10 protein-coding genes are annotated in these 14,953 nt (G+C 34.5%); 7 read left to right on the forward strand and 3 right to left on the reverse strand.

Annotated features, from left to right (window positions below):
- Window positions 1-31 precede the first annotated feature (31 nt).
- Both QP953_RS08900 and QP953_RS08905 read left to right on the forward strand, forming a co-directional pair.
- Window positions 32-1,045 carry a DNA cytosine methyltransferase gene (locus QP953_RS08900; RefSeq protein WP_052598446.1) on the forward strand — a complete coding sequence of 338 codons (1,014 nt, stop codon included), beginning with the start codon at window positions 32-34 and terminating at the stop codon, window positions 1,043-1,045.
- A gap of 57 nt (window positions 1,046-1,102) precedes the next feature.
- The gene (locus QP953_RS08905) at window positions 1,103-1,951 is read left to right on the forward strand and encodes an NgoPII family restriction endonuclease (RefSeq protein ID WP_072011007.1); all 849 of its coding nucleotides are present in this window, start codon (window positions 1,103-1,105) and stop codon (window positions 1,949-1,951) included.
- 10 nt (window positions 1,952-1,961) lie between these two features.
- Here the strand turns inward: QP953_RS08905 and QP953_RS08910 are convergent, their stop codons facing one another.
- Complete coding sequence (locus QP953_RS08910; RefSeq protein WP_052598447.1) at window positions 1,962-2,681, reverse strand: tetratricopeptide repeat protein; 720 nt, start codon at window positions 2,679-2,681, stop codon at window positions 1,962-1,964.
- A 566-nt stretch (window positions 2,682-3,247) separates the two neighbouring features.
- On the opposite strand from QP953_RS08910, the gene folP reads away from it, so the two are divergent.
- The 5 genes from folP to uvrC all read left to right on the forward strand — a co-directional run bounded on the left by folP (window position 3,248) and on the right by uvrC (window position 11,846).
- Window positions 3,248-4,078 (forward strand): dihydropteroate synthase, encoded by an 831-nt coding sequence (gene folP / locus QP953_RS08915; RefSeq protein WP_052598448.1) that lies wholly within the window; start codon window positions 3,248-3,250, stop codon window positions 4,076-4,078.
- A 71-nt stretch (window positions 4,079-4,149) separates the two neighbouring features.
- Complete coding sequence (locus QP953_RS08920; protein ID WP_052598449.1) at window positions 4,150-4,758, forward strand: tRNA-(ms[2]io[6]A)-hydroxylase; 609 nt, start codon at window positions 4,150-4,152, stop codon at window positions 4,756-4,758.
- 236 nt (window positions 4,759-4,994) lie between these two features.
- Window positions 4,995-8,018, forward strand: coding sequence for a hypothetical protein (locus QP953_RS08925; protein ID WP_052598450.1), 3,024 nt, complete (start codon window positions 4,995-4,997; stop codon window positions 8,016-8,018).
- Window positions 8,019-8,343: 325 nt separating this feature from the next.
- On the forward strand, window positions 8,344-9,087 hold the full coding sequence (locus QP953_RS08930; protein ID WP_052598451.1) for a hypothetical protein: 744 nt from the start codon (window positions 8,344-8,346) through the stop codon (window positions 9,085-9,087).
- Window positions 9,088-9,992: 905 nt separating this feature from the next.
- A complete protein-coding gene (gene uvrC / locus QP953_RS08935; RefSeq protein WP_309554691.1) occupies window positions 9,993-11,846 on the forward strand; it encodes an excinuclease ABC subunit UvrC in 1,854 nt (617 codons plus the stop codon).
- A gap of 144 nt (window positions 11,847-11,990) precedes the next feature.
- Here uvrC and QP953_RS08940 read toward each other — a convergent pair whose 3' ends face one another.
- The gene (locus QP953_RS08940; RefSeq protein ID WP_052592593.1) at window positions 11,991-12,707 is read right to left on the reverse strand and encodes a head GIN domain-containing protein; all 717 of its coding nucleotides are present in this window, start codon (window positions 12,705-12,707) and stop codon (window positions 11,991-11,993) included.
- 1,389 nt (window positions 12,708-14,096) lie between these two features.
- Window positions 14,097-14,762 (reverse strand): ABC transporter ATP-binding protein, encoded by a 666-nt coding sequence (locus QP953_RS08945; protein ID WP_052592596.1) that lies wholly within the window; start codon window positions 14,760-14,762, stop codon window positions 14,097-14,099.
- Between the last annotated feature and the right edge of the window lie 191 nt (window positions 14,763-14,953).

A 14,953-nucleotide genomic window follows, 5' to 3' on the forward strand; every position in this document is an offset into this window, starting at 1 on the left:
GTAGGCTACTCTGAGAAAAATAAATAATATGATGAAAATAGCTTCGTTTTTTGCAGGTGCAGGAGGCTTAGATTTAGGATTTGAAAAAGCTGGATTTGAGGTTGTTTGGGCAAATGAATACGATAAAGATATTTGGGAAACTTATGAGAAAAATCATCTAAACACCACCTTAGATCGAAGAAGTATTACAAAAGTAGAAGCTAATGAAGTGCCCGACTGTGATGGTATTATTGGGGGACCTCCTTGCCAAAGTTGGAGCGAGGCAGGGGCTTTGAGAGGTATTGATGACAAAAGAGGACAGTTGTTTTTTGATTTTATTAGAATCTTAGAAGCAAAGCAACCTAAGTTCTTTTTGGCTGAAAATGTAAGTGGTATGTTATTGCCTAGACATAGTCAAGCTTTGGAGAATATAAAAAAGATGTTTAAAGGAGCTGGTTATGAATTGTCTTTTAAATTGCTAAATGCCTCCAATTACAATGTTCCACAAGATAGAAAACGAGTTTTTTTTATCGGAATAAGAAACGATTTGAAGTTTGAATTTAAGTTTCCTGAAATCACTTTCCCAAAAATCAATCTTAGAGAGGCAATTGGTGACTTACAACATACTGTTATGCCTGCTTTAGAAGGAAATAAAACCAATGGAGAACGTTGCAAAGTCCCTAACCACGAGTATATGATAGGTGGCTTTTCATCCATGTTTATGTCTAGAAATCGGGTTAGAACGTGGGAAGAACAGTCTTTTACCATTCAAGCAGGGGGACGGCATGCCCCAATTCATCCGCAAGCACCTAAAATGCAATTGGTAGAACAAAACAAGCGCATCTTTGTTCCTGGAAAAGAAGAGCTGTATAGACGATTGAGTATTCGAGAATGTGCAAGAATTCAAACATTTCCAGATGATTTTATTTTTCATTATACCAAAGTAGCAGCAGGTTATAAAATGATAGGAAATGCAGTGCCTGTTAATTTAGCTAAGTTCTTAGCACAAAGTATCAAGCAGCAATTAGAAGAAAATGCCCTTCACAAAATTTCATTAAGTCAGTAACAAATTGTTCCTTAGAGTACGATTTGTAGTCCAGCAATTTCTTAATTACAACCAAATATGACCAATATCCTAGAGGCAATTAGTAATATAGTCGCATACCAAAAATTTGAACTTAAAACTACATACGGTGGCAAAAATAGGATGAATAATATAGGGGAGGCTTTAGAACAATATATTAAAGATGCTTTTGCCAATACTTTGAGCGAAGCATCTGAACTAAAGAAAATGGAAGTTTTTAACCAGAAATTTTCTTGGCTGGGCAATCAAAATCATCCACCAGATATTATGATAAAAGGTGGAGATGCTATTGAGGTGAAAAAAATACAGAGTGCCAATAGCTCTTTGGCATTAAATAGCTCCTATCCCAAAGCGAATATCCATGCTTCTAGTCCTATGATTACCAATGATTGTAGAAATTGCGAAGTGTGGACAGAAAAAGATCTTATTTATTGTATTGGTCATGTTACTAAGGAGCGTTTGCAATCTATTTGGATGGTATATGGGCATTTGTATGCTGCACAACATGCTACTTATCAAAGGATAAAAGAAACCATATCAACTGGTATTAAAACAATTCCCAACGTAGAGTTTTCTGAAACCAAAGAGTTGGGAAGGGTTAACCGTGTGGATCCTCTTGGAATTACAAATTTGAGAATTAGAGGGATGTGGCAAATAGAGAACCCTCGAAAAGTGTACCATTATCTACATCAAAAAACAACAGCAGCTTTTGAGTTGGTTGCAATTGTTCCTTTAGAAAAATATCAATCGTTTGAAAAGGAAAGCAGAACAAGGATAGAACAATTAGAGTCTTCTGTATTTAGCATAACAGCGGCAAACGTTAAAGACCCTAATAATCCTGCCAAATTGATTCCTTGTCAATTAATCAAATTTATATTACCTCAGTAGAGGAATTATTTTACTGCCCTTCACAATATTTATCGTATTGTCTGAGTGCTAAGGGATGTCCTAAGTTGGCTGCTTTTTTTATATCCGCACAAGCTTTATCGTGCAGCAAGACTTGAAGGTAGATTAGTCCTCGATAGTAATATGGAGTGGCAAATTTAGGATTAAACTCTATGGCTTTGGTATAATCTTCAATAGCACCTTTTAAATCATTTTCTTGCTGTTTTAGAAAAGCTAATTTGACATAAATATCTGCATTCCCACCATCCATAACCAATGTAGATTGAAAATCTTTTTTGGCTTCTTCGTATTGACCAAGTTGAAAGTAGGCTAAACCACGGTGATAAATATATTTTGACTTTTGTGGGTTTAGCTGAATTGCTTTGGTGTAATCAGGAATAGCGGATTCGTATTGTTTGACTTTTACCTTTGAAACAGCCCTATAAAAGTGTAAAATAGGAGCTAATTGAGGAAACTCATTAATTTTAAGTGCTTCGTCCAATATCTCAATACTTTTTTGGTAACGCCCTCCGTCAAAATGGACGATTGCTTCTTTCATAAGCGTTTCGGCATTTTCCTCTGGTTCTGGGGGAGGAAGCTGTGCAAAGTATTTCGCATTATTACCCTGATTGGCACTACTATCTATCGTAGATGTAGAGGTGCTGTCTTGGGCAAACAAAATACTATTACCAATTAGTAATAAGAAAAGTCCTATTGACTTTAATGGTCTCATACTGTATAAGTTTTGATGCTAAAATAAGAGCAAAGATAATGTTGAAATATTGAATAGAATAATTTTTAATGTCCAATTCTCAAATTCAACCTTTTGAGTGGTTTTATACAAAAGCTATACCGTCTCTGTATGAAAGTATTTTTAGAGACCGTTTCAGAAGTATTTTTTTCTTGAAAATATCGTCTCAAAAGCATAAAATAGATGCACAAATTTGGATAAGAAATTTTATATTTGTAATCTGTTTTAAGAAAATTGTAACACTTTCACTTTCTAAGTATTCTATCAGTACTTGGCAACCGCAAACAATAAGTATGAATTGTTTGTATACTCGCAAGGGTACCTAATTAAAAATGAATAAAGCCTGCCCCTAAATAGGCTTAGTATACTTATAAATTGGTGTGCAAAATGGGGTATTATATAGGGAAGCCAAGTAAAATATTCGTTGAAACCATGTCGTAGCATCGTTGGTAAATCCTCATGAAAGGAAGTTCATGAAATCAATGCCACGCAGTAGCAGCACAGCTAATTACTAATGCAATGCTTAGTGGAATATTAGTATCAAATATATGACTATAAACTGTCGAGGAACACTATTAGATTTGTCTACTCCAATTGTAATGGGGATATTGAATATAACGCCTGATTCGTTTTTTGAGGGAAGCCGAATGAAAACAGAGCACGAAGTTCGGGGACAAGTTGAACAAATGCTAGAAGAAGGAGCTCGTATTATAGATATTGGAGGTGTATCTTCAAGACCTGGGGCTGATTTTGTACCTGTCAAGGAGGAACTAAATCGTGTTATTCCAATTATTGACTTATTAGTGAAGCATTATCCAGAAGCATTGCTATCAATTGATACGTATAGGGCAGAGGTAGCTAAAGAATCTATTCAGTCAGGGATACATCTTATTAATGATATTTCTGCATCTAGTATAGATGATGCGTTGTTGGATGTCGTCGCAAAAAATGAAGTTCCTTATGTATTGATGCACATGCAAGGAACACCTGAAACGATGCAACAAAAACCTCATTATAAATCGGTCGTAGTCGATGTCTTGGATTTTTTGATTGAGAAAATAGCTTTGTTAAAAAAGAAAGGAATTGAAGATATTATTATTGACCCAGGATTTGGATTTGGAAAAACGATTGCTCATAATTATCAATTGCTTAATCACTTAGCTGTCTACAAAACATTGCAAATGCCAATTCTTGCAGGTATATCACGCAAATCTATGATATGGAAGGTATTGGGCAATACGCCTGAAAAAGCATTAAATGGAACAACAGCTTTACATGTAATTGCGTTACAAAATGGGGCAAGCATTTTGCGTGTTCATGATGTTAAACCAGCGATGGAAGCGATTCAATTGATGGAAATATTGGATAAGCATCAATAGCTATTTTAAACGAAAATAAACAGAAGACTATTATTACTTGACAAAGTAACTAGGATATAGAATAAATAAATATGGAAAATAAAAACAGTGGTAAGCGTGTATTGGGGATTCAATTGCCTACAGATCCTCGATGGGTAGATATGGCAGAAATGAGTCTTCAAGATATCTTAACCGATCATGCTTATTGTGAACAGAAGGCAACAACGAGTTGTATTAGTTTGATTCAACGTTATTCAGACAAAGAATTATTAGTTGAAAAAGTAACTCCTGTTGTGTCGGAGGAGTGGAGTCATTTTAGATTGGTGCTCAAAGAGCTAGAAAAGAGAGGGTTGAAGCTAGGGCGCCAAAGGAAAGATGAGTATGTCAATGGGCTGTTAAAATTTGTCCGAAAAGGAGTAACGCCTGATGAGCTGTTCTTAGATAGAATTTTGGTCTGTGCTATGATTGAGGCTCGGAGTTGTGAACGTTTTCGTTTGCTTTCTTTGAATATTAAAGAAGAAGCTTTGCGCAATTTTTACCATAAATTTATGGTATCTGAGGCAGGACATTACCGAATGTTTTTGGATTTAGCAGAGCATTATTTAGGCAAAGAACTGACACAAGAACGTTGGAAAGCTTGTTTGGAGTTTGAAGCCGATTTGGTCAAAGGATTAAAACCTAGAGCTGATAGAATGCATTGAATTATAAATAGTTAAGTTTTTTTTGCAACTATTTTATAAACTTATTGTCATTAGTATGAGCCACTAATATTTGTCATAGAGTCCCCCAGTTAATTGTTTTGAGTTTTTATGGTTGTAAGAGCTTGATTTAGAGTTTCTAAATGGGGTTCGTGCAATAAAGAGTTTACGAATTCAAAAATAATTTTACCATGCTCTTTCTTTAGTTGTCAATTTTCGTTACCGCAAAAAATCAAATTATGAAACAATTTTTTAACCTATTTATTTTCGTTCTTTTAGGAAATGTTGCTTTGGGGCAATGTAGCAACATATTTTCTAAAAATATTAAGCATGGAAATATGCATAGCTTAATGACGAATTCCCAAATTTTAGTTGCTCGAATAGATTTTGACTACAGTATAAAGTTTGAAAATTCTGAAGAGGGAATTACGGCTATTATTACCACAACAGGGCACAATTCAACTTTAATCAAGCCGTTGGAAAAAGACGATAAACTCATGTTTATTTCTTCTACGGGTGCCAAACGCCCCTACAATTTTATTTATGATAGTGAAAAAACAACTATCAGAAATAGAGCTGCTTATGTAAATACACTACAGTTGGATTTAAAAGCATTGGAGTGGATTGCAGAAAATACCATTTCGCAAATACGCTTGGTGAATATGGTAGAAATGAAAATGTATCCTTATTCTTTGGATGCTGCTCGACAAGCACAGCTTCAACAAGCTGCAATGTGTTTTTTGAAGGAATTGGATCCTTCTAAGGTCAAGGATAAAGAGGTGACTGCAAGTATGGGAGAGCTTGCTAACAGCAACAAATCGACTGCGAATAAGTCTGCTGCTGCTGCAATTGCTAGAACTTCTGGCTCTCCATGCGATCAATTGACAGATGAAGAGGAAAAGGAATTGAAAAGAGAACTGGCTTTGCGCAAAGATGCTTTGAGAAATGAAATTGCTGAAATTAAGGCTCAAAACGATAAAATCAAAGCTCGTTTGGCTAAGGATATCGCACTTTCAAAAGAAAATGCTGCCAAAACACAATCAGAGATTGCGCAGCAAGTATTGGATGCAAGAAAAAAGGCAAATATTGAAATTGAGAAGGCAAGAGAAGAAGTGGCAGAAGCAATTGCCGAAGCTCAAAAAACAGCTAAAACAATTGTTGAAAAAGCTCAATTAGAAGCATTACAAACCAAAGAAAAATCCAACCAAAAAATTCAAGAAATACAGGCTGAAGAAGCTGCCAAAGTTGCGGATGCTCGAAAAGTTGCTGCGGAACGAATCGCTGAAGCCAATCAACAATATAAAACAGCTAAAGAACAGTATACGGTAGAAATTCAAACTATTAAAGAAACGGTTGAAGATGAATTAAAGGAAATTCAACAAGAGGTAGCGCAAAAGATTGCTGATGCCAAAAAACGAGCTGAAGAAGAAAGAAACTTGACAGCAAAGGATGTTTCTAATGCAAAACAATCTGCTGCTGCTGAAATTCAAGCCGTGCGTGAAAAAGTGGCGGTTGATATTGGTGATGCTAAAAAGAAGGCGGCTGAAGAAAAACAAAAAGTGCAATTGGATCTTGCTGAGTCAAAAAGAAAAGCTTCAGAGGAGGTTGCTAAAATAAAAGAAAAAGCGGCTGCTTCGATTGCCGAAACGTTGGATAAAGCAGCAGAAGAGCGCGAAAAAATTGCCAAACAGATTGAAACCGAACGTGGCTTGGCAGCAGAGGAAATTGCTAGAATCAAGGCTAGTGTTATTGATGCGAAGAAGAATGCTGCTAATGAAAATACCAAAACAGCAGAAGAAATTGCTGCTGCTAAAGAAAAAGCAGCTGCTGAAATTGCTAAAACAAAAGAACTGACTTCAGAAGCTGTGATTAAGTCACGTGAAGAAGCGGAGGCTAAGAAAAAGGAAATTGCTAGTGAGGTGATTGTTGCTAAGGAAAAGGCAGCGGAAGAAATTGCTAAAATTGCAGCGGAAGTCAAAAAGAAAATTGAGGCTGCCAAAGAAAATGAAGCAAAAATCAAGGAAGAGTCTGCTCTTCAGGTTGCAGAAGCAAAAACTAAGGCTGCTGCTGAAATTCAAAAAGCTCAAGACGAGGCTATTTCTAGAATTGAATCGGCCAACTTAGAGGCAAAAGATGCTAAAATTAAGTATGTAGAGGATGTCAAAACTTCTCAAGAGGTAGCTGCTAAACGCATGCAGGAAATCAAAGAAGAAACTACTAGACAAATTCAGGCAGCCAAAGAAAATGCAGCTAAACTTAAAACAGCTACTATTGAAGATATTGCAGAGGCAAAGGCAAAAGCGGCAGAGGAAATGCTAGCAACGCAAGAAGCTACGTTGAATAGAATTGCTGCATTAAAGGAGCAAGAGGCCAATACGAAGCAGGAAACTATAGAATCCATTGCTAAAATGCAACAAGAGGCAGCTGAAGAACGTGCTAAAATAAAAGAAAATTTAGCTAATGGAGTTGCTTCTGATAAAGAAAGAGCAGCTCTTGAACGCCAAAAAGCAGTCAATGAAATTGCTGCGTCTAGGGAAAAAGCAGCTAGAGAGATTGCTAAGGCAAAATCAGATGCTGCTTCAACAATTGAGGATATTAGAGCCAATACAGTAGCAGCTGAAAAAGAAGAAACGTTGCGTTTGTTAAAAACGAGAGAAGAAGTAGCAGAGCAAATTGCGTTGACTAAAGAAAAAGGTGCTATGGAAGTGGCAGAGGCAAAAGCAGCTGCAGAAGATAAAAAAATTAGCATTAAAAAAGAATTGGATGAGACAGTTGCCAAAGCTCAAAAGGATATGGCTGAGGCGAAAGAAAATGCGGCTAATGAAATTGCTGCAACCAAAGAAAAAGCAGCTTCTGAAATTGCTGATGCTAAAGCAAAGGCAACCGCAGAAATTCAGCGCATTCAAAAAGAAAATATGGATGCTAAAGCAAAATTAGATGCTAACTTAAAAGCAGCACAAGAAGAAAATGCCACTGCTATTGCTACTGCCAAAGAAAAGGCAGCGGCAGAGATTGCTAAAACAAATGAAAAAGCAGCAGAAGAAATTGCTAAAAGTAAAGCTAAAGTAAAAGAAGAACAAGATAAAGCAACTGCTGCTGTAGCTGCTGCTAAAGAAAAGTCAACCGCAGAAATTGCTACTCTTGATGCTGCAATCAAAGCAAAACAAGAGGAAATTGATGCTCAGGAGAAGAAACTTAAAATTTTGACAGAACGGGTTGCCGAAATGCGCAAAGAGGTTAAAGAAGGTGGAAAAAGTAACTAGAAATTCTTGATGAAAAATATTTAGAAGGCTATTTGGCAGCATTGCTAAGTAGCCTTTTTTGTTGGGAAATAGTTTGATGTGGTCGATACCGCATTTTATAATCTAAAGCTGGGCAGATGAATGTACTAGTTTTTATTTCAAGAGACATTATTAGAGGAAATAAGTTCTAAAATAAAATTATATGTAAAATATTTATTGAGAAAGAAAGCCCTAATTAAGGTAACAAGGTATTTAAAAAGGACATTTATTTATGTACGAACATTTCTTTAGATAAACAATATAATTCCCCCCTGAATTATATTTGAAATTAAATAGCAACACCACAATGACAAAGATGAAGTCCCTAATTACCCTATCCCTATCTTTTATTTTTTTTATTACCCCATTTTTTGTTTCTGCTCAAAGTTTTGATTGGCAAGGTCGCTGGGAGGCTATCGTTAGTAGAAAAACGTTCTGTAACATTCATATCGTAACAGACCTAATCGATGGTCAAAGCAAGCCAACGGCTATTTTAGAAGGTTTAATTAATGAAAAACCTTTTCGAATTACCTGCGATATCAAGGAAATCCCTCAGCGAAATTCTATTGTGCTGCACAAAGCTGCTGATGTGGAAGGTCATTCAGAATACAAAACAACAGAGCCTTTGCTTATCTTGGCCTTAAATAAGGTGGGTAATCAGTATATAGTGAATCCTGTTTGGGTGCAACTAGACCTTACAAAAGGTTATGCCAATAAAAGCTGTGTGGTACGAAAGGTCTCGAATCCTCGTTATAGAGGAACCTACACACTTAGCGAAGAAGGAGTTAAAACCGCACTAACAATTAGTAAAGTTAAAAGAGATGGTTTTCAGGCGACTGTAGAAACTTCTGAAAATGGTATTACTTGCGATTGTCGGTTTCAAGCAAAACACTTGGCAGTTTGTTACCCCAATGATGAAAGAGGGGTTTTTTACTTAGATTTTAATGAATATGGAGTTAAGATGGTTCAGAATTATGATCATAATATCTATAGCAGCGAATCTGTAAAAGGAAATGGTCCTCTTGTGCTTAATACAACCCTAACGAAATAGATGTATATAGGGTATATATACGATCACCTTTGAAAAAATACAGGCAACCCTCAACATAATAGCACGTAGCTAAATGCCTGTATTTTATACAGCTCTTCGTCTTGAAAATATATCTTATTCTACTGATATATTGTTAATAACAATTCTATTCGCTCCTCGATCTATACGAATATTTACTATAGGTAAGAGCTCAAAAACAATTCTATTTTCTCACGTAATTCCTGATGTCTATTAAACAAAGCGTATTAATAGACTAATTGTTATGTCCTAATTGGAGCTTCCTTTTGATAAGTAATAAACTTACCCACAATTACAATAAATAACCCACCTCTTAAAATGATGAACTAGAAGAAAGGGATTGTCTTATAATGTCTTATCACATGATTTTTTGCCTGTTGCTCTCGTGCTAAAAGTATTATTTTTCATGCAAAGTATATAAAAAGTAAACAGTATGAAAAATAATATTTCTTTATAAGTAAAATATGCTTGTTTGTAATTAGTTTATTTTGAGTTGTTTATAGTTTTGTTTTCTGCGAAGAGATAAGTGGAAATATGATTTGGCAAAAATGAGTCATAGGATGGCTAGAATTTTCTATTCTATTAAGGACAAAAAATAGATCTTTGCTTTATAACAATTGAAATCGTTTTACTCCTACTAATTTAAAACAAAAAATAGACGAGTAATTAGTATTGAGTTTTGAATAAAAAAGGTGCTTTGCTTAGTCCCTGAGGAACACCTTAAAATATAAAAGTGTAGTGTAAATTTAGTTTTGTGATAAATGCCAACGTGTGTGAGTTGGCATTTTTTTTTGCAACCATTTGTAGTTTTGTATAGCAACAAAAATGATTATTGGCTGTTTTATTTTGATAAATAGTTGTATATTTTGCCACACTACTAAATTATTATGACAAAAGACGATTACAAAAAAATAGCGCCTAATTTTCCTACTCAACCAGGAGTATATCGTTTTATAGACAAAGACGATGTAATTCTTTATATAGGAAAAGCGAAGCACCTAAAAAAGAGAGTTTCTTCTTATTTTGGGAATCGAAAAGACATGCGTAATAAGACGCGGATTATGGTGCGAAAGTCGGTTAGAATAGAATATACAATTGTAGATACAGAACAAGATGCTTTGTTATTGGAGGCTACATTGATTCAAAAGCACCAACCACGATTTAACGTGATGCTAAAATCTGGAAAGCCTTATCCTTATATTTGCATCAAAAAAGAGCGTTTCCCAAGAGTCTTTATTACTCGACAAGTTTACAAGGATGGTTCTAAATACTTTGGTCCTTATGTCTCTAAGCGTAGAATGTACGCTATTTTAGAGTTAATTAAAAATTTGTTTCAATTACGTACTTGTAGTCTAAATTTGTCCGAAAAAAATATCTTAGAAGGAAAGTTCAAGCCTTGTTTGGAATACCATATCAAGAATTGTTTGGCGCCATGTGTAGGTTTTGAAACAGAGGAGGAGTACAACGAAAAAGTAGACCAAGTTGCTAATATTCTGAAAGGGCATTTTGCATCAGTTAAACGATATTTAAAAGATGAGATGCAGAAGCATGCTGAAAAATTACAGTTTGAGCGTGCTCAAGAGATAAAAGTACAATATGATGCGCTAGAAAATTATCAAGGCAAATCGACGGTTGTTAATCCTAGTATCAGGGATGTTGATGTATTTAGTTTGGAGCAGGATGATGAAATAGCTTACTTCAATTATTTAAAAGTAGTTGATGGAGCTATTATTAATACCTTTACCATGGAGTTGGACAAAAACTTAGATGATGACCAAGAGGATCTATTAGTTTTTGCGATACAGACGTTGAGGGAAAAATATCAGAGTATTGCTCCCGAAGTGATTGTGCCGATTGACATTCCGTCTGTTTGGGAGGGAACAACGATTACCATTCCTAAGATAGGAGATAAGAAAAAACTGCTAGAATTATCGGAGAAAAACTTAGCTTATTATGTTTTGCAAAAGCGTAAGCAAGCTGCCTCTAGAGCCAACAAACAATCAACTGCTGAAAAAGTGATGGAGATTATGAAAAAAGACCTTCAAATGTCTGTCCTTCCATTACACATTGAATGTTTTGATAATTCGAATCTACAAGGAACCAATCCCGTTGCGGCTATGGTCTGTTTTCGACATGGAAAACCTTCTAAGCGAGATTACAGGCATTATCATATTAAGACAGTCGAAGGTCCCGATGATTTTGCTTCTATGGAAGAAATTGTATATCGACGATACAAGCGTCTTTTGGAGAGCAATAAAACATTGCCCCAATTGATTATTATAGATGGAGGGAAGGGGCAATTGAGTGCTGCTGTCAAGAGTTTGAAGGCGTTGAGTATTTATAAGCGTGTTACAATTATAGGAATTGCCAAACGGTTAGAAGAAATTTATTTTCCAGAGGACAGCGTACCCTTGTTATTGAGTAAAAAATCACCTACACTTAAAGTTATTCAACAAGCTCGAAATGAAGCGCATCGCTTTGCTATAGAATTTCACCGGTTGATACGCTCCAAGAAATATGTTTCTACGCAACTAACAGAAATCCCAGGTATTGGGAAAAAAACAGCCGAAAAATTACTACAGGAATTTGCTTCCGTTGAAAAAATAAAAACGGCTGAACAAGAAGCGCTAGAAGCTTCTGTTGGTAAAGCAGCGACCAAGAAAATTTTTGCTCATTATGGTTTAACTTATAAAGAGACCGAAAAAAAGAAAGACAAACAAGAGAAGAAAAAAAATAAATAGGTATTAGACATTATCACGAATTAATTTGTACGGCTAAAAAATAGCATTTTCCAATTTCTCATAAAACCAATTCGTGATAATGTCTATTGTAAAAGCTATTTTTGCTATTAGAACTTATCTAACAGCAAAAAATAGGCTGTTTGTCTAAGAATAAGACTTAAGTTTGCCAGAGCCTGTAATACTTTGTTGAATAGAGGGGGCACCTTTATAGTACAAACTACCACTTCCAGATAAATGTACTTCGATTTTTTTTGTGGCATTAACTTTAGCACTTCCAGAACCCGTAATTTGTGTGCTGTTCGTGTTTGTTTTTAATTGAGAGAGTTGGCATTTGCCAGATCCTGTTAGATAAATATTAGAATGTGCAGCACTACCGATGACTTTGATGTCTCCACTACCTACAATTCTTGCTTCCAAATCATTTTTGATATAGACTTCTTGAGACGTTTTAATATCTCCAGAGCCACTGATTTGTAATTTTAAGTTCTCAAGGTTCGAAAAACTAGAAATGGTTAAATCTCCAGAGCCAACTACTTCTCCAAACTTTAGTTGCGGAATGATAATTTTTGCTTTAAGGTTTAACTTAGGGTAATTACCTTTTTTCATTCCTAAAAATAGAACTCCTTTTTTGACGGTAACCTCTAGATTTTTAAAGAACTCTTCAGAACCAGTTATGGTCACCTTTTGTTGTTGACCATATTCAACAGAAACATCAAAAGAGCTTTTTAAAGAGATGCCATGGAAGGAGGCTAAATCGAAGTCTTTACTTATTTGAGGCCCCAACTCTTCATTAGAAGTATTGCCATTGCTCGTAAAGAATGATAATAAACAAATAGAAAACATAAAGAATCCCTTTTTCATAATAATTGGAAATTTAAAAACTCTATTTTAAAGTCTAACAGTCTTTTTGTCTTGATTGTTGTTAGACAGCTACTTAACTATTATAAACAGTTTCAAGTTTTAGTTGAGAATGATGATTTAAAGTAGAAAAATCGAGTTCTAAATGGTTAATATAATAATTGGATAAATGATTTAAAAGTTTTTGCTTAGTTGCAGTATTAGAAAGTTGGCGAATGTGAGGAACAAACATTTCTAATATACAAAATTGTAATAAATTACTTTGACGATCTAAGTAGGGGAGTCCTGCTTCTAGTTTTCCAAAAAAGGATGCAGTATTCTTGTTCTACTCAATGTTGTAAAGTTTGTTTGTAGTCTAATAAGGGGCAATTAGACCAATTATTTCGTTGCCAAAGAGGAAGAAAACACTAAGATGATAACTTTTATGTTTAGGTGTTCAAATCTCAATAAACGTAATGAAACGTCAGATGTTGCATAACTAACAAAGTCAATCTTTCCTTTAGGTAATATATCTGGAGAAATACTTTCTAATAAACCTTTATTTAGGTGTTCGATGAGCAACTATTTCGATCTCTAGGATATAGAATTAAAGCAATTTCCTTTAGTTTGCCCCTTGTCCAATTATGTTTGAATATAGAATTAATTGAATAAGTTAACTGGTGAATGTACTTTTGCAGGTTTTCTCAAAAAATAAGCAAAAGTGCAACATAAAAGCCCTGAAAATTGTATATTATATCAAGTTGGATAAGTATATCAACCTATATAAAAGAGTTTTTCATGAGCCAATATAATGGTTATTTTCTTACTACCAACGAATTGAGAGCAAGTGCAATACTTATAGCAGTAAGTATTGTTACTTGCTTTTTTTATTTGTTTTCTGAAAACCAAGAGTTGTTTTTGGCGCCCTAAAGCTCCAATTGATACAGTTAGTCACGGAATTTAATAATTATAATTAAACAAGAATTAATAGAAGGAGAAGGATGTTATAAGGCATAAAAAAAGATACCTAACATCCCTGAGATGAATTATCGGTATCTCTATATTTTTTGAGTTTTGTGGTGTATTAACAAGAAAGCTAATAAATAATTTTTGTACTATTTTTATCATTCGTCAACTTATTGACTGCATCACATTCACAAAGTATGATTGTAGCTAATAAGTTAGGTTATTATGTTATTATACTTAATGTTAATTTTTAGAAAAGGTTACACTATTGATGAGAGCAATTTTTGATAGGTAACCCTTTCTTCTAATAAATATAGAAGATCTTTTAGAATAGAACAACAACAAAAAAATACATTTATCAGATAAAAAGCATAGTTTTGATGTTTTTAAAGTGTTGTTTTGTAGGGTTTTAAGTATTTATTTTCTCAAAAAAAAGAGACCTATTAATTATTGGCTAATAATTAAACCATCTTTGAGACGAATGGTGCGTTTGGTTTTTGCTGCAATATCTTCTTCATGGGTAACCAATAGTAAAGTTTTACCTTCATCATTGAAGGTTTTGAATAAATCCATGACGTCATAAGAGGTTGTTGTATCTAAGGCTCCTGTTGGTTCATCGGCTAAAATAATTTTGGGTTTAGAAATCAAAGCTCGCGCGATAGCAACACGTTGTTTTTGTCCTCCAGACATTTCATTAGGATGATGGTCTGCCCATTCTTTTAAACCAACTTTATCTAAAAATTCAATAGCTTTTTTATGGCGTTCTTTTCGAGGAACTTTTTGATAGTAAAGCGGCAAGGCAACGTTTTCGGCAGCTGTCTTAAACGGCAATAAATTAAATGATTGAAAGACAAAACCAATAAGTTGGTTTCTATACAAAGCTGCCTGTTTTTGAGAAAGATTTTTTATTAAAATACCATCTAAATGGTATTCTCCAATTGTATAATCATCTAAAATACCCATTATGTTTAACAACGTAGATTTGCCAGAACCCGAAGACCCCATGATAGAGACAAATTCACCTTGATCAATAAATAAATCAATTCCTTTGAGAACCTCAATAGAGTTTTGACCAATGGTATACGATTTACGGATATTTTTTAATGAAAGCATTCGATAAGATTACAGATAAAACTACTTCGTTTGTTTTAATAATAAAAAAGATCTTTTGGTTTGATTATTAGAGTTTTGTGTAATAAGGCTTGCCGCTCTATTGATAATCCAACAAATAGAATTATTTAACGAAGTAATGGAAATAAATGAGATAGTTTGAATTTGTTGCAGCAATTTCAATACCAATTTGA

Source organism: Aureispira sp. CCB-E (assembly GCF_031326345.1).
Lineage (GTDB): Bacteria > Bacteroidota > Bacteroidia > Chitinophagales > Saprospiraceae > Aureispira.